The following is a 22,593-nucleotide window of genomic DNA, read 5'->3' as shown; positions in this document are numbered from 1 at the left end:
CTAAATATTATTTTGATATAACCTGTGTTTTTAGTGTTGTATATTAGTTTATATAACATAGCTTGAACATAATGCATTATTAACTTTAATAAAGTGAGTTTTGCTGAGACGTGTGTCTATGATTTATTTTAATATGAATAATTATAGTGGCTATTCCGCTTATTAATAGGAAGGCATAAAAGCTAATTACACGGCTTAATAGCATTGCGGAAAGCAACAATTCTTGTGAAAAGAATATTTTAAATAGTATCATAAAGCTACTTTCAGTCGCACCTACTGCACCAGGCAATGGCAAAGAAGATACTGCTATAGTTAATAAGGCTTGTATAGAAATTATATCCATAATGCTATAAGTACTTAATCCAAAAGATTTATATATGAAATACGGAACTAAATACATAGCTGTAATTTGTAAAACTGTAACTACTAAAACCTTAACAAGTAGTAAAGGATTATTTTTGATATACTTAGCACCATTAGTATATTCATCAAGGTGGACATTAATTTTGGATAGAGTATATTCTGCATTTTTTATAATTTTAAATTTTGATAAGAGTTCAACAATGAATTTAATAAACTTACCAACTAAATTTTTAGAAAATATAACTGCAAATATAAAACCTATTATAAATACATTTATCACAATTCCGTAAATTAATAACCATTTAATGCCATGTACATTATTTATTATAAAAGTATATTTAAAAAGATACATAAGTAGTCCATATAAAAGCATTACTGATTGATAGACTATGGCAATTATCAATAAGGTTAAAGAAGAATAGGATATATTTATATTATCCTTTTTCATATAGTATACTTGTGCTGGCTGACCACCAGATGATGAAGGAGTAATAGCACTAAAGTAAAATCCAATGAAGGAATAACCAATGCATTTTTTAAAAGATACTTTTTTCTTTAAATTTTTAAGTATAATATAAATAACATAAGCTTCAAAAATTATAAATAGACACATCATAGAAAATGCTATGAATAAGTAAATAGGATTAACTGTATTTATTACAGAGACTAGTGAAGTTATAGAAGTATCTTTAAAAAGTAAATAAAAGGTAATAGCAATGAGTAAGGTCATAAAAATTAAACTTCCATAACAATTATTAAACTTTTCTTTTTTTATAGATTTTTCCACAATTATTGTCCTAACCTTTCTGGTGTTATAAATTTATAACCTTCTAACTTTAACTTAGGTAAAACTGCAGATAATGCTTCAATGGTTTTAAGAGGCGCATTGAAAGCACCACCTGAATTTTCCCCTGCGTCATGTAGACATATAATAGAATTTCCATTAGTGCGTAATAATAACTTTGAAGATATGGAATCAATTGTTGCATATTTGCTCCAGTCCTCAGCCATAACATCCCATAAAATCATTTTTAAATTATACTTTTTCATAGAAAAGTTTGTAAACATATTACTATGCCCCCAAGGTGGTCTATAATAATTGATTTCATAATTAAAGTTTCTCATTATTTCTATACTCTTTTTAAAATCTTTTTTTGTATATTTATAGCTATAAAAGAGAGCATTTTTATGCTCTAAAGAGTGTAGTGCTATAGCGTGGCCTTCCTTATGCATACGATGTATAATATCAGGGTTCTTCTTAGCATTTTCAGCAACAACAAAGAAAGTAGCTGTAATTTCATTTTCTTTAAGTACATCTAAAAGAGTATCAGTATATCTTTCATCAGGACCATCATCAAATGTAAGCATTATTTCATTATCCTTATTAGTGCATTTAATAATATTTGAATTTATATATTTGTTGTATAAAGTTGGTATGATTGAGTGAATGAGAAAAATAATTATAATAATAGCTGTTAAAGTAGTAAAGTACATTAAGCGCACACTCCATCCATGTTTGGTTCTAAAGTAAGTAATACTTTTTCAATTACTGTACAATCAAATTGTCTTTTTAGGTTTTTTATATTATTAGAAAGAACATCTAGTATTGTATCATCATAGATAATTTTTTTTATTTTATCAAAACATTTATCAGGACTTGTTTCAAGAACTTTTCCAATACCATTATTTAATATAAAATTAGTATTATTAATTTCTTGCTGAAGAAAAGGCTTAAATGCAATTAAAGGTGTTTCTGAGAAAATACTTTCAAATAGAGTTATTCCACCAGGTTTAGAAAGTATCAAATCTGCTTGCTGCATATATTTATAAACTTCATCAGTATATCCAAGTACATTAATATTTTCATATTTGCCATGAAGCATATTATAGATTTCGGTATTATTTCCTGTAATAACTGTAGTTTTAACATTTTCTAAGGAATTAAGCTGGTCATAAAATTCCAGAGACTTAGGTAATAATCCTAATCCACCGCCCATAATAAGGATCTGCTTTTCATTAGAAGAATTATTAGTTATAGTTTTTTTAAATTCTTCTTTTACAGGTATTCCATTAATAAATATTTTATTTTCAGGAACACCTTTTAAAATTAGATCCTTTTTTAAAGAATTACTTCCAACTAAATAGAAATTAGTATTATCATTAATCCACTCTGAATGGCTACTAATATCAGTTATACAAGTTATAAGAGGTAAAGAAGGATTATACTTCATCTTATATCTTGAAATTAATTGAGAGCAGAATGGCAGAGTAGAAATAATAATATTAGGTTCTGTATCTTTAATAAGTTCACCAAGTTTTGGAAGAAAATAACTTAAAAATGCAGGTCTTATGTTATGCTTTCTATTTTCTGTAATTTTATAAACTTGATTATAAAAAATACTTCCCTTGTTTACAATAACATTAAAAGCTTTATAAATTGTATTAGAGTAAGTTGGTAATGCATAATCAAAAACATCCTTTATAACTACAGATACATTAGGATATTTAGATTTAATTTCTTCACATAAAGATTTAGATACTGAATAATGACCCATACCAAATTTTCCGGTAAGAATTAATATTTTCATATTTTTAACCTCCCATTAATCATACATAATTTTTACTATAGTTTTATATTACCCGGTAAATCTTAAGAAATACCTTTAATAAATATTAAGATTTATTAAAGATTTAGGGAAAATTATTAAATTTAACATAAATTTATAATAAATTACTATATAAAATAGAGAAAGAAAGATATTAGTTATAAAAATAAAAAGGATTGTCTCAAAAGAATTAACTTTGAGACAACCCTTTTTAAAATACTATTTAGGGTTATCTAATTTTTTATTGTACATAAACATGTAAAGTGAAGCCGAAAATATAACTATGTATCCTAAAACACTTATGATATCAGGGGATTGGTTAAATATTACCATACTTATGATAGCTGAAAATATTATATTAGAGTAATCGAAAATTGATATTTCTTTTGCAGGTGCATACTTATAGGCAAGAGTAATTCCAAACTGTCCTATAGTTGCAAAGATACCAGCTAGTATTAAGTAGGTAAATTGAAGCCAAGTCATAGGCGTATAAGAAAATATCATAAATGGTAAAATAGTCACTACGGAAAAACAAGAAAAGTAGAATACTACAGTATAATGTTTTTCACGATTTCCAATGGCACGAACACAGGTATAGGCAGCTCCAGCAAATATGGCAGATGAAAGTCCTATAACATAAGGAATTATATCCACACTAAAAGCTGGTTTAATAATAAGTAGTGATCCAAGAAATCCGACAGTGATAATAGCAATATGCCTTAGTTGCAAATTTTCTTTTAAAAAGATAGCACAGAAAAGTATTACAAAGAAGGGACTTAGCTTATTAAGCATATTAGCATCGGAAAGAATCAAATGGTCAATGGCATAAAAGTTTAATATTACTCCTAATGTACCTAAAGTAGATCTCATAATAAGAAGCTTTTGGCTTTCTTTTTTACCGAAGAATCTTTCTTTGTGATATATAATCATTCCAAGGGCTATGACAAAAGAAACTATGTTTCTAAAAAAAGCTTTCTGCATAGAAGGTAAATCTCCAGATAGCTTTACAAATGCGGACATCATTGCAAAGCCGAAGGCAGATAAAATAATTAATATTATTCCTTTAATTCTATTACTCATAGTACGTCTCCAATCTTAAGTTAATTTTTATAAACTATTTTAAAATACAGTTTATGTATTATAGTAAAGTTATAAATACAATTCAAATGATATTACTTATCAATTATAATTATCCACTATTTCATAAATTTTTCAAGGGAATAGGGATATTTACGAATGTTATGTAAATTTGATTTATATTTTAATTAATAGTTTTATATAATATAAGTGGAATCTATAAAGATTGTTGAATAAGTTATCCTAGTAGTATATAATTTAAAGTAGATGAATAATAGTTTAAGGTACTTTAAGTTTAATAGGGAAAGTGGTTAAAATCCACTGCAGCCCCCGCTACTGTGTACGGATACAAGTCATAATACCACTGGTGATTCACTGGGAAGGGAATGATGAGGATAAGCCGTGAGTCAGGAGACCTGCCTAAAACTTTGTTAGTTGAGACCTTCGGAGGGAAGAGTATATCAAACTATTTTTTAGTTTAATAAATTTAGTTATGTGTATTAACACCCTTATCTTAGAGGATAAGGGTGTTTTTAGTTATAATAAAACTATTTAAAGAATAAATTTTAAAGAATAAATTTAGATGGAGTGATAAGAGTGGAAGAGTTAAAAAAAATATTAAGTAGTATTGAACATGCAGATAAGGAAGTTATGAATAATTCTAAGAATTATATAGATCATTTAAGTAAGCCCATAGGAAGTTTAGGAGCCTTAGAAGATATTGTTGTTAAACTTAGTGGGATTAAAGGTGAGCATATAAAAGAGATAAATAAGAAAAATATAGTTATAATGTGTGCTGATAATGGAATTCAAGAATCAGGGGTTTCATCATGCCCAAGGGAGGTAACGGCTACAGTTACAGAAAACTTTGTGAAGGGTACTACTGGAGTGTGTATATTAAGCAAATACTATAATAGTGATACTACAGTGATAGATATAGGTGTAGATAAGGACTTTACTGATTCTAGAATAATTAACAGAAAGATTAGATATGGTACAAGTAATATGATTAAAGGTCCTGCAATGACTAGGGAAGAAGCTATCAAAGCTATAAAGGTAGGAATTGATGTTGTTAAGGAACTAAAAAATCAAGGATATGATTTAATAGGAACTGGTGAAATGGGGGTAGGTAATACAGCTACTTCTGCAGCTATAATAAGTGTATTCTCAGGAATCGATAGTGATTTAATAGTAGGTAAAGGCTCAGGTCTAACAGATGATGGATTGTCTCATAAAAAGGCTGTGGTAAAAAAATCTATTGAAATAAATAAGCCTAACAAAAATGATGTAATAGATGTGCTTAGTAAGGTAGGTGGATTTGATATAGCTGGACTTTGTGGAGTATTTTTAGGAGGAGCTATATATAAAGTACCAGTGGTAATTGATGGGCTTATATCATCAGCAGCAGCTATTTGTGCAAAGGAATTAAATTCAAAGGCTTCTGATTATATGTTTGCATCTCACCTTTCAGCAGAACCAGGAGCACAATATGCAATGGAAACTTTAGGACTTGAGCCTATGTTTAGCTTGGGAATGAGATTAGGTGAAGGTAGTGGATGTCCAATAGCCTTTGGAATAATAGAGAGTGCTGTTTTTACTATGAATAATATGGATTCCTTTAATGAAGCTGGTATAGATAAAAAAGATTATATAGATATAAGAAATCAATAGAATGTGCACAGGTTGTATATAGATTATTGGGTATACATCTTTTTATAAAGGAGTGTAGTAATTGAAAATATATATAGTTAGACATGGGGAGACAGAAGAAAATATAAAGAAGACTTACTATGGAGAAATAGACTGTGAGCTCACAGCAAAGGGAATTAAACAAGCTGAATTAGTAGGAAGAAAACTGAAGCATATAAACTTTGATAAGGTGTTTTGCAGTGAAAAGAAGAGGGCGAAGGATACACTTAAAAGAATATATGAAGGAGAAGAGTTTATAGTAGATTCTAGATTGAATGAAAGAAACTTTGGAATATTTGAAGGTAAAAGCTATAAACAGCTACAAGATTTATTCAAGCTGGAATATGATGATTGGACAAAAGATTGGAAGCAGTATTCCATAGAGAATGGAGAAAGTTTTGAGGAAGTTTATCACAGGGTAAAGAACTTTATGGAAGAACTAAAAAGAGAATCCGTTGACAATATACTTATTTGTACCCATGGAGGAATTATAAGAACTATATATACTTATATATTGGAAGGTTGTTTAGATAATTATTGGAGATTTAATTCTAAAAATGCAGATTTGTCCATAATTAAACTAGAATACGGGTACTTTTATATTGATAGTATAATTCCAGTAGAATTTTAATATAAATTAATTTGTTTATAAGTATAAAGAAAAGGAGAAAGATAATGAGTAAATTAACTTTAGTTACTGGTGGATGTAGAAGTGGAAAAAGCAAATATGGAGAAAATCTACTCAAACATACTGATGATGTATTATATATAGCAACAGCTATAGTAACAGACGATGAAATGAAACACAGAATAGAAAAGCATAAGGAAAGCAGAAATAAAAAATGGGAAACCTTAGAAAGTTATAAAGATTTACATAAAAAAATAGAGAGATTCAATGAAAAATATATTTTTTTAGATTGTGTTACTATAATGACTACAAATTTAATGTTTGAAATCACTACAAATTACGATGACATAAGCGATGAGGAAATAGATAAAATATGTGATAGCATAAAAAATGAATTTACATTATTCTTAGAAAAATGTAGAGAATTAGATAAAGAAGTTGTGTTAATTACTAATGAAGTTGGATGGGGATTAGTGCCTGAAAATAAATTATCTAGAATTTTCAGAGATATTCAAGGGTTTATAAATCAACATGTAGCGAACATTTGTGATGAAGTATATTTAGTTTGCTGTGGACAAGGATTAAAAATAAAGGGATAGACGAGGAGTATTATTATGATTAAAGGTTTGATAATTTTAGCTATAGTAACTATTATGGTATTAGGAGCCATAGGAAAAGAAAAGATTTTCTTTAATAATTTTCTTTTACTATTTCAATTTATAACTAGAATACCAGTGAATATATCTTTAGCTTGTGAAAAAGAAAACTTTAAAAAAGCTACTTTATATTTTCCGGTAGTAGGAGCTATTCTTGGGGCTATTGAATATTTAGTTTTTTATATTACGTCTCTATGGTTACCGTTACCTGTGGTTGCTATAATTACGGTTATAATTGGAATAATTATTACAGGTGGACTTCATATGGATGGATTAGGAGATACCTGTGATGGATTTTTTTCTTTTAGAAGTAGAGAGAGAATAATTGAGATAATGAAGGATAGTAGAGTAGGTTCTTTTGGAGTATTAGCTATGATTATAGATATATTAGTTAAGGCTTTGGGAATATACTATATAGGAACAAAATCCATAGGCTATATGATAATAGTAGTACCTATGATAAGTAGACTATTTACTGTATTTATAGCTTTAATAGGAAAGACAGCTAAAAAGGAAGGTACTGGGAACTTATATATTGGAAATACTAATGGGGTATATTTTGCAGGAGCATTAGCACTTACTTTACTTATTGGAAGGTTATTCTTTACTGTTAAATATATATTTATACTTTTACTTGGTGGACTTATAGTTACTATAATATTTAATTCGTTTTGTAATAGCAAAATAGGAGGTCATTCTGGAGACACCCTAGGTGCTAATAATGAAATAGTAGAACTTACATTATTTATACTAATTAGTAGTGTGATTTTTTAAGAAAATAATGGTTATCTATATATTTTTAAATCTGGTATTGATATAATTATAATATTGTTTAGAAAATTGTATATAATTAATATTGTAGTTTGCATCTTAAATTTCAAATTTGAGATGCAAACTTAATTTAAATATTATATTACTTAAAGGTTAGCTCCATAGAGAGTTTTATATTTTTAAAAATTAAAATGTTATATTAGAGTTAAATATAATATAAAAATAAATATTAATTATGATTATAATTAATAATAAGCATATAATTATTGTTATTTGGAGGCAGAATTTATGAGTATAAAAATAATAACAGATAGTACTAGTTATATACCAAAGGAGCTCATAGAAAAATATGATATTACTGTAGTTTCTTTAGGTGTTGTTATAAATAATATAGCTAATAAAGAAATAGAAATTGAAAATGATAAGTTTTATGAAACCTTGGAGAAGTTAGATAGTATACCTACATCATCCCAACCAAGTATAGATGATTTGTTTAATAGCTTTGACCAGGTTATAGGTGAAGGACATGAAGCATTAGGAATTTTTATATCTTCAGAAATGAGTGGTACATATGCTACTTGTAATCAACTAATAAAGACAATGATAATGGACAAATATCCTAAGGCTAGGATGGAAGTTATAGATTCAGCATCTAACTGTATGCAAATGGGATATGCAGTTTTAGAAGCAGCAAAACTGGCTGAGGAAGGTAAATCTATGGAGGAAGTTATAGCTGGAGTAGAGGTTATAAAGAGTAGGAGTAGATTTTTATTTGTACCAGATACTTTAGAATATTTAAAAAAGGGTGGTCGTATAGGAGGAGCAGCCGCTTTATTTGGAGCACTTCTTCAAATTAGACCTATACTTACTGTAGAAGGTGGAAAGACTTCAGTTTTTGATAAAGTTAGAACAAAACAGAAGGCAGTACTTAAAATTATAGAAAAATTGCAACAGGATATAAAAAATAGAGGACTTGGACAGGTAATAGTTCATCATATAAACTGTGAAGAAGAAGGAAGGGCTCTAGCTAATAAAATTAAAGAAATACTATGTATAGATGTAGATATACAATGCATTGGGCCTGTGATAGGATGTCATGTAGGACCAAAAACTGTAGGAGTTGTTTATTACACTGAAAAATAAGATTAATATTTAAACATTAATAAAATTTATTTTATAAGGAGATGTTAAAATGGATATTAAATCAAGAATTGAAAGTTTAAGAAGTTTAATGAAAGAAAGAAGTATAGATGCTTTTATTATTCCAAGTTCAGATAACCATGGAAGTGAATATGTAAGTGACTATTTTAGGGTAAGACAATGGATTTCAGGGTTCACTGGATCGGCTGGAACTGTTGTTATAACTGAAAAAGAAGCTCATTTATGGGTGGATGGAAGATATTTTCTTCAAGGTGAGCAACAAATACAAGGTACAGAATACATACTGGAACGTATGGGAGAACCAGGTGTAAAAACGTATACACAGTGGATTTGTGATAATGTGCAATCTGGTGGCACTGTAAGCTTTAATGGAAAGGTATTTACAGTTTCTCAGCTTCATGATCTAGAGGGAACTTTTAAAGAAAAAGGAATTAAAACAAAACCAGAGGATGATGTTTTCAATATTCTTTGGAAGGATAGGCCAGAGATGCCTAATAAAAAAGTATTTATTCATGAGGACTCTTATGCAGGAAAAACCGTAGAAGAAAAGTTAACTTTAGTAAAAGAAGAAATGAATAAAATTCATGCTAATAATTTATTATTAGCATCTTTAGATGATATAGCGTGGCTTTTAAATTTAAGAGGTGGAGATGTGGAATGTAATCCAGTATTCTTAAGTTATTTCTTAATCAGTGATGGCCAGTGCAGTCTATATGTAGAAAAGGAAAAATTAAATGAAAAAATAGTAAATCTATTAAGTAGTAAATCCATAGCTGTAAAAGATTATAATGATATTGCATCAGATCTTAAGTTAGTTAAAGGAAATATTACTTTTGATCCAAGTAAAACTAATGTATGGCTTAAGGAATCTATAAGTAAAGAAGTTAACATAATAGAAAAAAGAAATATAACTACAGATTTAAAAGCTAGAAAAAATTCTGTAGAACTTAAGAATATAGAAAATGCCCATATGAAAGATGGAATAGCTATGGTGAAATTCATAAAATGGGTAAAAGAAAATGTAAATAATGAAGAGATAACAGAAATATCAGCAGCTGAAAAATTAAAGAAATTTAGAGCAGAAGGGAAGGACTTTATAGATATAAGCTTTGAGACTATTGCAGGATATGGTCCTCATGGGGCTATAATTCACTATAAAGCATCTGAAGAGACTAGTTCAAAACTACAATCAAAAGGATTGTTTCTAGTAGATTCTGGAGCTCAATATTTAGATGGAACTACTGATATTACAAGAACTATAGCCCTTGGCGAACTTACACAAGAAGAAAAAGAAGATTATACTTTAGTTTTAAAAGGTCATCTAAATCTTTCTACAGCAATATTCTTAGAAGGAACTCCAGGATGTAGTCTTGATGTTTTAGCAAGAAGAGCTCTTTGGAGTAAAGGCTTAGACTTTAAACATGGAACAGGACATGGAGTTGGTTATTTACTTAATGTACATGAGGGACCACAAGGAATAAGAAGAGAATTAAATCCAGTTGCTTTAGAAGAAGGCATGATAGTGTCTAATGAGCCTGGAGTTTATAAAGCTGGTAAACATGGGGTAAGAATTGAAAATTTAATAGCTGTTCAGGAAAAAGAAGAAAATGATTTTGGGAAATTTATGTACTTTAAAGATTTAACTTTATGTCCCTATGAATTAGAGGCTATTGAAACATCATTACTAAATGAGGATGAAAAATCTTGGTTAAATAATTATCATAGAAAAGTCTTTGAGAAGTTAAGTCCTTATTTATTAGAAGATGAGATTTCATGGTTAAGGAATGCAACTAAAGCTATCTAAAAAAAGTAAGAAACCACAATGTATATTTGTGGTTTCTTATTTTTCTTACATATTTATTTTATTATGGTGAAAAATAAAACAAGATTACTTATTAAATAAGTAATTAGATAAACTTAAGTTTAAAACTTAATTGAGCTACAAAGGAGGAGAAATAATGTCATCAAAGAAAGGTAGTGCAGAAAAGTTATCTATCACAGCACTGATATTAATGATTTTTACATCTGTATATGGCTTTAATAATATGCCGAGGTCATTCTATTTAATGGGATATGGGTCAATACCATTCTTCATTATAGCTGCAATATTATTCTTTATTCCATTTGCATTTATGATGGCTGAATATGGGGCAGCATTCAAAAATGAAACTGGAGGAATATATTCATGGATGGAGAAGTCTGTAAATGCTAAGTATGCATTTATTGGTACATTTATGTGGTATACTTCAACCGTAATATGGATGGTTAATGTATCTTCAGGTATATGGATAACTTTATCCAATGCAATTTATGGTACAGATACAACTAGTACGTGGAGTATATTTGGATTGGGAGGACGTCAAACCATTGCAATACTTGCTGTTATTTGGATTGTATTTGTTACCTTTGTCTCAACTAAAGGTATAGAAAAAATTAAAAAGATTACTTCTGTAGGTGGTACGGCAGTAGCAGCACTTAACATATTATTAATAGTAGGTTCCATAGTTATATTAATAGGGAATGGTGGAGAGTTAGCAGAACCAATAGTTAATTCTACATCTTTTATATTATCACCTAACCCAGCTTATCAAAGTTCAATATCAATATTATCATTTATGGTATTTGCTTTATTTGCTTTTGGTGGTATAGAAGTAGTTGGAGGATTAGTTGACCAAACTGATGAACCAGAAAAAAACTTCCCTAAAGGACTTGCAGTTTCTGCTATAATAATAGCAGTTGGATATGCAGTAGGATTATTCTGTGTTGGAATATTTACAAATTGGGATGCAATACTTGGAGCTAATGGAAAGTATGGAGATATAGTTCACATGGGAAATGTAGGTTATCTTATAATGAATAACTTAGGTTATCAATTAGGGTCAGCATTAGGAGCAACTGAAGCTATATCAATACAAATTGGTAATTGGATAGCAAGATTTGTTGGATTATCAATGTTACTTGCACTTACAGGTGCATTCTTTACTTTAACATATGCTCCACTTAAGCAATTAATAGCAGGAACTCCTAAAGGATTATTTCCAGACGTGATTGCAAAAATGAAAAAAGGTATGCCTGTAAATGCGATGGTTCTTCAAGCTATTGTAGTAATAATTATGATATTGCTAGTAGGATTTGGTGGAGAGGCTATGGAAGAATTTTTTGGTATCCTTGTAGCAATGACTAACGTAGCAATGACAATTCCATATATGTTCTTGTCTGGAGCCTTTATATCATTTAAAAGACGAGATGAAATACAGAAATCTTTCCAAGTTTTCAAAGGCAAAGCATTCACAATACTTGTAACTATTGTAGTAACAGCTACAGTTGGATTTGCTAACTTTTTCTCAATAATCGAGCCAGCTATGAATGGAGATATAGCTAAAACTATATGGAGTATTGCAGGACCAATATTCTTCTCAATAGTTGCTTTGGTACTGTTTGCTAGATATGAAAAGAATATGGAGAAAAACAATTAAAAAATACTGTATAGACTATAAAGTTCAGATAAATATTATCTGGACTTTATTTCATAAAAGAATTAAAGATAAAGTTTATTATTTTTAAAGTTTTAATATGTGTTTTATTTTAGTAAAAATTTTACAAATGTTTATTTATATTTATAAAATTTATTTATCAAATTATAAACTTAGCTAGACAATACTTAGGTATTGAGTAATAATATTAATATCAAGTGAAACTTAGCTTAAGAGGGAGTTTTTATCTCTCATTGAAGTTTAGTTGAACTTATACCCTAAAGGGGAGTAAAACTAGCTGGTGACACTATTATTTTTTACATAGTGGTCAGTGACAGTGTCAAAGTGGATAGGTATAGATAAAAGTTAAATTAAACAAAGAGGTGGAATTGTTGAATAAAGTCATAGGAAGTAAAATTAAAGAACTCAGAACTAATAAGAAGATGACATTAAAGGAACTAAGCGAAAAAACATCTTTATCTACTGGGTTTTTATCTCAATTAGAAAGAGGTCTTACCAGTATAGCTACAGATTCTTTATTTAATATAGCAGAAGCTTTAGATGTTGAATTATCTTACTTTTTACTATCAACTAGTAAAAGGAGAGAAAGATTTATACAGAAGAGTTACGAAAGAGATATATATAAAATAGATAATGCTCTACATATAAATTATATATTATCAAATAATCCTGAAGATAAAACTTTATTACCTAGATTAATTGAAATATTACCTACCAATACAGATGAAAATTTAAATACTTATCATCATGAAGGAGAAGAGTTTATATATGTATTAGAAGGGATTATAACTTTATTCATAAATGATGAAAAGCAATATCTTTACCCAGGAGATTCAGCACATTTTAAATCTTCTATTAATCATAACTATGCAAATTATACTAATAAAGCATGTAAGATTCTAGTTGTAAGTGTTCCTAATCCTGCAGCAACTAACCAAAAGTAAGATCATATAAATTATATGAAAATGTACATATGAATTCATATATGAATAAATAAAAGAAGGAGAGTGAATGAATTGTCTTTAAAAAAACAGATGAAATTCCTTCATCAGTGTGAAAACAACTTAGGTAAATTGAATTTTTATCTAGATATTACAGACAGTAAGATTACCTGTGAGCCATGTTTAATGATGAAGCATTATTATAACTGGTGTCTTAAAAATATATTTAAAGTAGATGTAAATGAAGTAAACTTTATTGAGTTTTTTAAAAAAATTATAGAAAAGTTAGATTACAAAGTAATTGGGAATATGGAGTATGAGGATTTTAAAAATCTTATAGTATCTTATTATTCACTAGGAGAAATATATTTTGAAAGAAAAGAGTTTGAATTATCAAAGAGTTACTTTTCTAAGGTAATAGAGGTTATGGAGGGATTTATTAAAGGTGGAAATAAATTTCAAACTGAAGAAATTCAATGCAAAAGTGGAGTAGTATTTTTTGAACTATTAATGTGGGCAAGAAAAAATTTGGGGGATATGGTTGAAGTTGAAGAAGCTTTATCTTTATATGAAAGCATAATCGGAGAAGAAGAAATACTATACATACAAAAAAACTATTGTATATATATAGCAAGCAAAGAACTAAACCTTATAGATAAAGCTAATGAAGCAGCTAGAAATGTAATAAAATTATTATCTTCTTATAAAGGAATAAATATAGATGCTGTAGAGTATTTTACAGCAGTAAAAGCTTACTCTAATGCTATAGATATCTCAATAGAGGAATACTGTAAGGATAGTATTCCTCATTGGATAAATGCAATGAATATTATATGTACAGAAGCACAATCATTAGAGATAGAATGTGTAGATAAGGTTATAAAATTCTGTAATATATTAATGGAAGACCTTAAGATCGTAGAGTGGAGTACTGTAATTTTAAGTTTATACAAAGGTATTAGACAAGAGGAAGAGCAACTTGTTAAAGTATTAAATTATCTAAGAAAATGTTTTAATACTATTGATTATAAACATGGAGATTTTATGAATTGTTCTCAATCTATAGGTGTGTTAAATGAAATTTATGAAGATATAAGAATAAGAAAATACCAAGAAGTATATTTAAGAGAGCACGAGTTTGATTTTGCATTTTATTTAATGAATGTTGCAGTTCAAAATGATAATTATGAAAAAGCAATTGAAGCTTCAACTAAATTATCTTCTATAATTAAATCATTTAATACAAATAAAGAGCTACTTAATTATATAGAAAAATGTAAGGAAATATCTATAGAAGGAACTAAACAGGAAAACTATAATTTAATAGAATATCCTTGGATATACTTATATAATAATGTAAAAGATATATGTACAAGCTATGGTATAGAATCTAAATTTAATACTAGTGATTTTATTCGAACTTGTAGTAAAAAGACTATAATAGGTATTAATGCAATTCAAGATAGAGATGTAGAAGAAACTTTAAATAGTATTATTGGAGAAAAGATTTTTCTACAAGATAAGGATATTGTGTTTATTAGCAATGAAGAACTAGAATTAAAATCATATATAAAAGATAATTATAGTTGTGAAGTTATCGCAAAGAATAACTTATTAAGGGATTCTAATAAATGTATTATAACTTATGATAAGTCTATTCATGGTAAAATGGCAGATAAAAATATCATTGTAATAGATGGTCATAAAGAGTTAAGGGATATTGATGTAACTTATATTAAACATATATTAGAAGATAGTAATAATTCTATATTGGTTATTCTTATTAATACAAAAAGTAGCGATTATAAGGCTGAAGCATTAAGCTATAATAAGGCTTTATTAGAAAATATGCTAGATTATAAAAAAGACATTAGATTATTCGACTTAATAGATTTTTCAGATTCAAGAGTGTTATTAGAAACACTTATAGGACAAACTTCAGAAAATATAATAAATATGAAATTTAATGACTTTAAGAATAATATAAATGAAACTCTAGAGGGAATTCGAGAAGACATAAAATTTAAAAATGGAGTTTATAAAGAAAGAAGATATACCCTTAAGGAATGTGTGTCAGAGTATATAAACTTAGAAGATGAAGTTAAATCAAATTACAGTGAATTTCTTACTAAAATAGAGGGCGATATGGAGTTTTTAGGAAAATATGCTGAAGAAAAGATATCAGTAATTATTCCTGATCTTATAGAAAAAAAGATAGATGCCATAGATGACTTAGAAGAAACTTCAACACTAAAGGATAAGGCTGAAAAAATATTTAGTGAAACTATTGTAAATTGGTGCAATAAAAATATATATGATTTAATGTTAGAGCAATTTGAGGTATATATAACTAAGTATTCAAAGCTTTATGGATACCATCAAGAGACTATAGAAAAAATAAATGACAATAGAGATACTGTAATATCTGCCTATGGTGATTTCACAAGTAAGGTTAAACCGATAGATATAAAACCACTAGAAGAATTGCTAAAGGGATTTTTAATATTACATGATGAATTTTTAAATAGTATTAATTATGAAGTTACTGTAATTCCAAATGAGAAATTCTTAAGTACAGTAGCTGATGGAATTAAGGTAATGTTTATGAAATCGGAAGAAAAGGCAGAAAGCACTAGAATAAAAATTAAAAATCAAGTTATAGAAAATAAGAATAATATAGCTGCTATATTAAGCAATAACATAATGGAAAACTTAAACAGACTTTCTGACAAGTTAAAGGAAGAAATAAAAGATATATTTGAAGGAACTCTAGAGGATATTGCATTAGATAAAAATGTAGTAGAGCAAGCAGACAGGGATATGACAAAGGCTCATGAAGAAATTACCAAGAAAAATGAGGAATTAGAAATTCTTATGAAATTTGTAGATGTAGAGGTACTAAAGTATACCAAACAACTTGACTATAATATAGTATATAACAAGAGTAAATGCTATAAATTAGTTTAGAATAAATGGCTATGGGATTACCCATAGCCATTTACTATTCTTTTATTTCATAATTATTATTTGTAAGGGTAAATACTTCTTTAAAGCCGTTAGTTAGATATAGCTCATGATCTTTAGTTATGAAAATTGCTTCAACACCATTTAATGAGTTAATAAGTTTTAAACCTTTATCTACGCCAAGGGCAAATAAAGTAGTTGATAGAGAATCACCATCTATAGACTTATCAGATAATATGGATACACCTAAGATGTTGTTGTCATATGGATATCCTGTTTCTGGACTTAGAATATGGTGATAGTTTTTACCTTCGTGCTCAAAGTATCTTTCATATATTCCAGAAGTTACAATAGATTTATTACTGACATCTACAAATCCAATAGTATCACTGCCAGATTTATCAGGGTTTTGAACTCCTACCTTCCAAGGGGTACCATTTATCTTATCACCAAGTACATAAATATTACCACCTAAATCGATGATTGCACTAGATACTCCAGCATCTTTTAAAATTTTTGCTACTTCATCAGCAGCATACCCCTTTGCAATTGCACCTAAGTCTATAATCATATTAGGGTCTTTTAAAAATATACTCTTCTTACTTTCATTTATTTCAATTTTATTATAGTCAACTAAATCCTTCTTTTCATTAATTTCTTCTTCAGAAGGAACTTTAGCGTCGTCTGTACCAATCCCCCATAACTTTACTAAAGGACCTATAGTAATATCAAGGGCACCATTAGAGAGTTTAGAATATTCAAGTCCTTTTTTTATAACATTAAAGGTATCGTTGCTAACCTCCACAGGCTCTATGCCAGCCATTTTATTTACTTCATCTAATTCAGTATTAGATTTATTTATACTTAATATATTTTCAAGTTCCCTTAAACGAGTAAAAGCTTCATCTATTATAGCAGTGTCACTTTTATCATAAATGGTTACAGTACATACTGTACCAATGACTAGCTCTGTTTTACTAATTGGGTTTTTAGGTAATTTTTGATTTGCGCATCCTGCACTAATAATAGTAATTAAAGATAATACTAAAAGGCAAGAAAGTTTTTTGAAGAATTTCATATAAGCCTCCTTATCTATATAATAGTAGTATAAAATTTTGACACTTAATCAATGGAAATAATATCCTAGTTAAGGAGATTATAAAATCATCCTAATAACATTATAATTTATTATAAAGAATTTTTAAATATAAAATAAATAGAGTTATTATAGATATTGATTATATATAAATCGGAAGAAATAAATATAAGACTTTAGGATATCCTAAAGTCTTATATTTTATATTATTTATGAAAATACTATTTTTTAGCTTTAACTACTGCAGTTTCAGTTTTACCATCATTTGCATATTGGACAGCTGCGTCAGCTAAAGTTTTGAAGTCATCTCCAGAAGTAGTTGCTCCGGTTATTGCATCAACTGTTGCAGGGTCTTGCTTTTCTACAAGAGCTTTTGCATATTGAGCTGAGAACTCAACAGGTCCAATTCCAGATACTTTTGTCATACTTTCTTGATACTTAGCATCTTTGCTCTTTAGATCTCCAGCTTCATTTACGTAGTCAAATTTAGCATCAGTGATTTTTCCATCGGCTACTGTAATTTCAACTTGTCCTTTCCAACCATGGTCATCAAAAGTATCAAATTCAGATTTGTAACTTCCATCCTTCATTCCTTTTGAACCACAACCAACTAACATTCCAGCAGTTAAAACTACTGAAGATAATAAAGCTATAACCTTTTTATTCATTACTGAATCCCCCTAAAAATATTCTTGTTTTTTACAAAAATTATATACTGTTTTTATGATTTAATTATAAACTATAACAAAAAAATAGTAAATATATTTCACAATAGTTTGTTAAAAAATTATTTACAATTTATGAGCTTAATTAACATATATAACATAAAATTCAATAAAAGAAAAATATTCATTATAAGTTAATGAATATTTTTCTGAAACTTTTTAATCACTAAGGAATTTAGGTCAACATATTGATATAATAAGAATAAAAGATTAAAATTATTTTATTTGAACTATTAAATGTATAGGAGCAGAATGGATATGAAATTAATGAAAAAAATGGATGTGGTAATAATTGTAATATTACTAATAGTATCATTTATACCTTACATAATGCTAAAAAATTATCAGAGGAGTTATGAAGGAATAAATTATGCTGTTATTTCTATAGATGGTGAAGAGAAAAAGAGAGTCGAATTAAAAGAGGCGTTAGATGAAGAATTTACATTTAACTCATCCTATGGAATTAATAAAGTTGTGGTTCATAATATGAAGATAGGAATTGTAGATGCAGATTGTAAGGACAGAATATGCATAGATGAAGGATTTATAGGAGAGGTTGGAGAAAGAATAGTATGTCTGCCTAATAGATTAATTATTGAAATTGTAGGAGAACAAAAGAGTAGTGAAGGAGAAGATGTAATTTCTCGTTGAGGTGAAAATAATGAACAATAAAGAAGTTAGTAAAAATATTAGAAAAATGATATACATATCCCTATTAGTGGCCATGTCTTTAGTTCTACATATATTTGAAAATATGATTCCCGTGCCATTTATAACTCCGGGAACAAGGTTAGGACTTGCTAATATCATTACGGTAATAGCATTATACACTTTAAGTTATAAGGAAGCTTTTTTAGTGTTATTTTTAAGAATTTTACTTTCTGTAATGTTTGGAGGGAGTGTATCTCGATTAATATATAGTTTATCCGGTGGAATTTTAAGTTATATATTTATGGTGTTTACAAAATATCTAGGAAAAGAAAAAGTAAGTATTGTAGGGGTAAGTTGTGCAGGGGCAGTATTCCATAATGTAGGCCAATTACTTGCTGCTTCATTAATAGTGAAAACTATGAGTATTATGCTATATTTGCCTATTATGAGTGTGGCAGGTATAGGAACTGGTATATTTGTTGGAATTACAAGCAATTTTGCAGTAGAACATTTAAAAAAAATTTTTGGTGTAAATGGACAATGGTTTTAGGAGTAAATTGTATAAAAAGAGAAAAAACCACTAAAAATATATCTATGAAATGGTATAATTTTACTTGGTATATGGAAACTTAAAATAATGTATTTTATTTAGGAGGGAAAATATATGAGGGTTGATGAAGAAATACTCAATTTTGCATTTAATAGTTTAAATGAATACATTGTAGTGGTTAATGAAGATGGAATTATCACAATGATGACAGATGGATATAAGAAGTTTTTGGGATGTAAAGAACCAGAGGGTAAGCATGTAACTAAGGTTATACCTAATACAAAATTACATCTTATAGCTAAAAATGGATTTAAAGAAGTTGGAGATATACAAGAGGTTAATGAACATAAAATGATATCTATGAGAGTTCCTATAGTAATAAATGGGAAAATTAGAGGTGCTATAGGTAGAGTTATGTTTAAGGATATAGATAATTTTAAAATTTTAAGTAGTAAAATATCTCATTTAGAAAAAGAAGTTCAGTTTTATAAAAATGAACTTACTGTTGAGAATAAAGCAACCTATACCTTTGATAAAATTATTGGAAATAGCTCTAGTTTCTTAGCAGCTATAAAATTTGCAGAGAAGATTGCAAGGGGCGATTCATCTGTATTAATTACAGGTGAGAGTGGTACAGGAAAAGAATTAGTTGCACAGTCTATACACAATAGTAGTAAAAGAGCAAGGAAGCCTTTTGTTAAAATAAACTGTGGAGCTATACCGACAGAGCTATTTGAATCAGAAATGTTTGGTTATGAAGAAGGGGCATTTACAGGAGCAAAGAAAACTGGAATGAAAGGTAAGTTTGAGCTTGCAGATGGAGGAACTATTCTTTTAGATGAAATAGGAGATATGCCTCTTTTTATGCAGGTAAAATTGCTAAGAGTTCTTCAAGATAGAGAAATTGTAAGAGTAGGTAGTAATGATGTAAAGAAGATAGATGTAAGGATTATAGCATCTACAAATAAAAACTTATTACAGCTAACTCAAGATGGTAAGTTTAGACAAGATTTATATTATAGATTAAATGTTATGCATGTCAAACTTCCAGCATTAAGAGAAAGAATTGAAGATGTAGGACCATTAGCAGAGGCCTTAAGAGTTAAGCTATGTAATAAATATGGAATATATAGTGAAGGAATAACAGAAGAAACTTTAGATTATCTTAAATGTTATAACTGGCCGGGTAACGTTAGGGAATTAGAAAATGTTATTGAAAGAGCAATAAATTTACTTAATACAGAGCTTAAAATTTTACCAGAGCATTTACCAGCGAAGATATTAGATTGTAATAAAAGAAAGATTGATTATGAAAATAAGCAACTTAAAGACATAGTAGATGAAGTAGAAAAGCAGGTAATTATGGAAACTTTAGAGAAACTTAATGGGAATAAGAATGAAACTGCTAAGGTTTTGGGTATTAGTAGGCAAGGTCTTTACAAGAAGATTAATAGATTTAATATGGAACTTTAAAATAGTGTAAACTAAAGCACACATGTAAACTAAGTTTACATGTGTGTAACATTTTGGATAATTAACCCTTTAATTAGATTTAATGTATTAATAAATGATGAAAAAAAACTGCTAATTATTGATTTTGCTTTAGGTGATTTATTTAACATTAAAGTTATAATATTAACAAAGATTTGTTTAAGGAAAAACTGTAAACTCGAGTTTACAGTTTTATTTTCATCAATTAACTAGAAACTAGATATTTAGGGGGTTGTAGAAGTTGGCATGGAAACTGCTATATAAATAAGCGTAATAAACATAGACTTAGTAACCCTATGTAGATATATAAACAAGTGTAGATATATAAACAAGGGATAAAATAGTATCTAACACAATAAATTATTTAAAGAAAAGGATGGAGTTAATATGAAAGAAGTTGTTATTGTAAGTGCTGCTAGAACAGCAGTAGGATCATTTGGAGGTTCATTATCAAAATTATCAGCAGCAGAAATTGGTGCTGTAGCTGCAAAAGAAGCAATAAAAAGAGCAGGAATAGATCCAGCTATTATAGATGAAGCTATTATAGGTAATGTTATAAGCGCTGGACTTGGACAAAATGTTGGAAGACAAGTAGCTTTAAAGGCTGGTTTAAAAGAAGAATCTACAGCAATTAGTATTAATAAAGTTTGTGGTTCAGGAATAAAAGCTGTAACACTTGCAGCTCAAGCAATAAAATCAGGAGATGCAGACGTAATCCTTTGTGGTGGAACAGAATCAATGAGTAATGCACCATATGTATTACCAACATCTAGATGGGGACAAAGAATGGGCGATTCAACAATGGTTGATACTATGATTAAAGATGGTCTTTGGGATGCATTCTATGATTATCACATGGGAGTTACTGCAGAAAATATAGCTGAAAAATGGAGTCTTACAAGAGAAATGCAAGATGAATTTGCTTTAAGTAGCCAATTAAAAGCTGAAAAAGCTGTAAAAGAAGGAAGATTTAAAGATGAAATAGTACCAGTTGAAATACCACAAAGAAAAGGAGATCCAATTGTATTTGATACAGATGAATTCCCTAAATTTGGTTCAACAATAGAGAAATTAGGAAAACTTAAGCCAGCTTTCAAAAAAGGTGGAACAGTTACTGCAGGTAACGCTTCAGGAATAAATGATGGAGCTGCTATGTTCATAGTTATGTCTAAAGAAAAAGCTGAACAATTAGGAGTTAGCTATCTTGCAACTATAAAATCTTACGCATCAGCAGGTCTTGATCCACAAATAATGGGATATGGACCATTCGAAGCTACAAGCAAAGCTTTATCTAAAGCTGGATTAACAGTTGAAGATTTAGACTTAATAGAAGCAAACGAAGCCTTTGCTGCACAATCATTAGCAGTAGCTAAAGATTTAAAATTTGACATGAACAAAGTAAATGTAAATGGTGGAGCAATAGCTATTGGACACCCAGTTGGAGCATCTGGAGCTAGAATATTAACTACTCTTATCTACGAAATGATTAAGAGAGATGATAAAAAAGGTCTTGCTACACTATGCATAGGTGGCGGACAAGGAATCGCAATAGTAGTAGAAAGATAAGTGACACTCCAAATCTATGATTTGGTTAGTGGAACTTACTCATTCGAACGCATGTAAGAAGGAGTATCCTTGCGAGCAAAGCGAGAAAAGAAAATCTTTGATTTAACATTTCGAACGCATGCAAGAAGGAGTGTACTTACGAGCAAAGCGAGAAAGAGAATTAT

Annotated in this window: 19 protein-coding genes and 1 riboswitch; of the genes, 13 read left to right on the top strand and 6 right to left on the bottom strand. The window is 28.7% G+C overall.

Going from position 1 to position 22,593, the window contains the following annotated elements; genetic code table 11:
• Window positions 1-85: 85 nt before the first annotated feature.
• The 4 genes from ABDZ93_RS14805 to ABDZ93_RS14790 all read right to left on the bottom strand — a co-directional run bounded on the left by ABDZ93_RS14805 (window position 86) and on the right by ABDZ93_RS14790 (window position 4,049).
• On the bottom strand, window positions 86-1,150 hold the full coding sequence (locus ABDZ93_RS14805) for a lysylphosphatidylglycerol synthase transmembrane domain-containing protein (protein ID WP_343827225.1): 1,065 nt from the start codon (window positions 1,148-1,150) through the stop codon (window positions 86-88).
• Window positions 1,151-1,152: 2 nt separating this feature from the next.
• The gene (locus tag ABDZ93_RS14800) at window positions 1,153-1,857 is read right to left on the bottom strand and encodes a polysaccharide deacetylase family protein (RefSeq protein ID WP_343827224.1); all 705 of its coding nucleotides are present in this window, start codon (window positions 1,855-1,857) and stop codon (window positions 1,153-1,155) included.
• Window positions 1,857-2,951 carry an MGDG synthase family glycosyltransferase gene (locus tag ABDZ93_RS14795; protein WP_343827223.1) on the bottom strand — a complete coding sequence of 365 codons (1,095 nt, stop codon included), beginning with the start codon at window positions 2,949-2,951 and terminating at the stop codon, window positions 1,857-1,859. Before ABDZ93_RS14795 ends, ABDZ93_RS14800 begins: the two co-directional genes overlap by 1 nt.
• Window positions 2,952-3,188: 237 nt before the next feature.
• The gene (locus ABDZ93_RS14790; RefSeq protein WP_343827222.1) at window positions 3,189-4,049 is read right to left on the bottom strand and encodes a DMT family transporter; all 861 of its coding nucleotides are present in this window, start codon (window positions 4,047-4,049) and stop codon (window positions 3,189-3,191) included.
• Window positions 4,050-4,311: 262 nt separating this feature from the next.
• Window positions 4,312-4,484, top strand: a riboswitch (cobalamin riboswitch).
• Window positions 4,485-4,643: 159 nt separating this feature from the next.
• Between ABDZ93_RS14790 and cobT the strand changes: the two genes are divergently transcribed.
• The 9 genes from cobT (at window position 4,644) to ABDZ93_RS14745 (ending at window position 16,353) form a co-directional block, all read left to right on the top strand.
• On the top strand, window positions 4,644-5,717 hold the full coding sequence (gene cobT / locus ABDZ93_RS14785; protein WP_343827220.1) for a nicotinate-nucleotide--dimethylbenzimidazole phosphoribosyltransferase: 1,074 nt from the start codon (window positions 4,644-4,646) through the stop codon (window positions 5,715-5,717).
• A 61-nt stretch (window positions 5,718-5,778) separates the two neighbouring features.
• Window positions 5,779-6,366, top strand: a complete 588-nt coding sequence (gene cobC / locus ABDZ93_RS14780; RefSeq protein WP_343827219.1) for an alpha-ribazole phosphatase — start codon at window positions 5,779-5,781, stop codon at window positions 6,364-6,366.
• Between the two features lie 44 nt (window positions 6,367-6,410).
• Window positions 6,411-6,962 carry a bifunctional adenosylcobinamide kinase/adenosylcobinamide-phosphate guanylyltransferase gene (cobU, locus tag ABDZ93_RS14775; RefSeq protein ID WP_343827218.1) on the top strand — a complete coding sequence of 184 codons (552 nt, stop codon included), beginning with the start codon at window positions 6,411-6,413 and terminating at the stop codon, window positions 6,960-6,962.
• A 15-nt stretch (window positions 6,963-6,977) separates the two neighbouring features.
• Window positions 6,978-7,793: an adenosylcobinamide-GDP ribazoletransferase gene (cobS, locus tag ABDZ93_RS14770; protein ID WP_343827217.1), complete on the top strand. Its 816-nt coding sequence runs from the start codon at window positions 6,978-6,980 to the stop codon at window positions 7,791-7,793.
• Window positions 7,794-8,078: 285 nt separating this feature from the next.
• Entirely contained in the window at window positions 8,079-8,933 is an 855-nt protein-coding gene (locus tag ABDZ93_RS14765; RefSeq protein ID WP_343827216.1) for a DegV family protein, read from the top strand.
• 49 nt (window positions 8,934-8,982) lie between these two features.
• Window positions 8,983-10,755: an aminopeptidase P family protein gene (locus ABDZ93_RS14760; RefSeq protein WP_343827215.1), complete on the top strand. Its 1,773-nt coding sequence runs from the start codon at window positions 8,983-8,985 to the stop codon at window positions 10,753-10,755.
• Window positions 10,756-10,909: 154 nt separating this feature from the next.
• On the top strand, window positions 10,910-12,427 hold the full coding sequence (gene yjeM / locus ABDZ93_RS14755; protein ID WP_343827214.1) for a glutamate/gamma-aminobutyrate family transporter YjeM: 1,518 nt from the start codon (window positions 10,910-10,912) through the stop codon (window positions 12,425-12,427).
• Window positions 12,428-12,816: 389 nt separating this feature from the next.
• The gene (locus ABDZ93_RS14750) at window positions 12,817-13,389 is read left to right on the top strand and encodes a helix-turn-helix domain-containing protein (protein WP_343827212.1); all 573 of its coding nucleotides are present in this window, start codon (window positions 12,817-12,819) and stop codon (window positions 13,387-13,389) included.
• Window positions 13,390-13,461: 72 nt separating this feature from the next.
• The gene (locus tag ABDZ93_RS14745; RefSeq protein ID WP_343827211.1) at window positions 13,462-16,353 is read left to right on the top strand and encodes a hypothetical protein; all 2,892 of its coding nucleotides are present in this window, start codon (window positions 13,462-13,464) and stop codon (window positions 16,351-16,353) included.
• A 34-nt stretch (window positions 16,354-16,387) separates the two neighbouring features.
• Here the strand turns inward: ABDZ93_RS14745 and ABDZ93_RS14740 are convergent, their stop codons facing one another.
• Both ABDZ93_RS14740 and ABDZ93_RS14735 read right to left on the bottom strand, forming a co-directional pair.
• Window positions 16,388-17,428 carry an FAD:protein FMN transferase gene (locus ABDZ93_RS14740; RefSeq protein WP_343827210.1) on the bottom strand — a complete coding sequence of 347 codons (1,041 nt, stop codon included), beginning with the start codon at window positions 17,426-17,428 and terminating at the stop codon, window positions 16,388-16,390.
• Window positions 17,429-17,667: 239 nt separating this feature from the next.
• On the bottom strand, window positions 17,668-18,114 hold the full coding sequence (locus ABDZ93_RS14735; protein WP_343827208.1) for an FMN-binding protein: 447 nt from the start codon (window positions 18,112-18,114) through the stop codon (window positions 17,668-17,670).
• A 315-nt stretch (window positions 18,115-18,429) separates the two neighbouring features.
• Here ABDZ93_RS14735 and ABDZ93_RS14730 point away from each other — a divergent pair, with 315 nt between their 5' ends.
• From ABDZ93_RS14730 to ABDZ93_RS14715, 4 genes are all read left to right on the top strand, one after another.
• On the top strand, window positions 18,430-18,822 hold the full coding sequence (locus ABDZ93_RS14730; protein WP_343827207.1) for a NusG domain II-containing protein: 393 nt from the start codon (window positions 18,430-18,432) through the stop codon (window positions 18,820-18,822).
• Window positions 18,823-18,832: 10 nt separating this feature from the next.
• Window positions 18,833-19,372, top strand: a complete 540-nt coding sequence (locus ABDZ93_RS14725; RefSeq protein WP_343827206.1) for a Gx transporter family protein — start codon at window positions 18,833-18,835, stop codon at window positions 19,370-19,372.
• A gap of 114 nt (window positions 19,373-19,486) precedes the next feature.
• A complete protein-coding gene (locus ABDZ93_RS14720) occupies window positions 19,487-20,845 on the top strand; it encodes a sigma-54 interaction domain-containing protein (RefSeq protein WP_343827205.1) in 1,359 nt (452 codons plus the stop codon).
• Window positions 20,846-21,250: 405 nt separating this feature from the next.
• Window positions 21,251-22,429 carry an acetyl-CoA C-acetyltransferase gene (locus ABDZ93_RS14715; RefSeq protein WP_343827204.1) on the top strand — a complete coding sequence of 393 codons (1,179 nt, stop codon included), beginning with the start codon at window positions 21,251-21,253 and terminating at the stop codon, window positions 22,427-22,429.
• The last annotated feature ends 164 nt before the right edge of the window (window positions 22,430-22,593 follow it).

It is taken from the genome of Clostridium subterminale (assembly GCF_039521425.1).
GTDB lineage: Bacteria > Bacillota > Clostridia > Clostridiales > Clostridiaceae > Clostridium_J > Clostridium_J subterminale.
This window is presented reverse-complemented; position numbering and strand designations above follow the sequence as displayed.

What these genes read in the sequence shown, in the direction of transcription:
- ABDZ93_RS14800 (WP_343827224.1), bottom strand. Translation starts at nt 1,857, where the DNA reads ATGTACTTTACTACTTTAACAGCTATTATTATAATTATTTTTCTCATT.
- ABDZ93_RS14795 (WP_343827223.1), bottom strand. Translation starts at nt 2,951, where the DNA reads ATGAAAATATTAATTCTTACCGGAAAATTTGGTATGGGTCATTATTCA.
- ABDZ93_RS14790 (WP_343827222.1), bottom strand. Translation starts at nt 4,049, where the DNA reads ATGAGTAATAGAATTAAAGGAATAATATTAATTATTTTATCTGCCTTC.
- cobU (WP_343827218.1), top strand. Translation starts at nt 6,411, where the DNA reads ATGAGTAAATTAACTTTAGTTACTGGTGGATGTAGAAGTGGAAAAAGC.
- cobS (WP_343827217.1), top strand. Translation starts at nt 6,978, where the DNA reads ATGATTAAAGGTTTGATAATTTTAGCTATAGTAACTATTATGGTATTA.
- ABDZ93_RS14765 (WP_343827216.1), top strand. Translation starts at nt 8,079, where the DNA reads ATGAGTATAAAAATAATAACAGATAGTACTAGTTATATACCAAAGGAG.
- ABDZ93_RS14760 (WP_343827215.1), top strand. Translation starts at nt 8,983, where the DNA reads ATGGATATTAAATCAAGAATTGAAAGTTTAAGAAGTTTAATGAAAGAA.
- yjeM (WP_343827214.1), top strand. Translation starts at nt 10,910, where the DNA reads ATGTCATCAAAGAAAGGTAGTGCAGAAAAGTTATCTATCACAGCACTG.
- ABDZ93_RS14740 (WP_343827210.1), bottom strand. Translation starts at nt 17,428, where the DNA reads ATGAAATTCTTCAAAAAACTTTCTTGCCTTTTAGTATTATCTTTAATT.
- ABDZ93_RS14735 (WP_343827208.1), bottom strand. Translation starts at nt 18,114, where the DNA reads ATGAATAAAAAGGTTATAGCTTTATTATCTTCAGTAGTTTTAACTGCT.
- ABDZ93_RS14730 (WP_343827207.1), top strand. Translation starts at nt 18,430, where the DNA reads ATGAAATTAATGAAAAAAATGGATGTGGTAATAATTGTAATATTACTA.
- ABDZ93_RS14725 (WP_343827206.1), top strand. Translation starts at nt 18,833, where the DNA reads ATGAACAATAAAGAAGTTAGTAAAAATATTAGAAAAATGATATACATA.
- ABDZ93_RS14720 (WP_343827205.1), top strand. Translation starts at nt 19,487, where the DNA reads ATGAGGGTTGATGAAGAAATACTCAATTTTGCATTTAATAGTTTAAAT.
- ABDZ93_RS14715 (WP_343827204.1), top strand. Translation starts at nt 21,251, where the DNA reads ATGAAAGAAGTTGTTATTGTAAGTGCTGCTAGAACAGCAGTAGGATCA.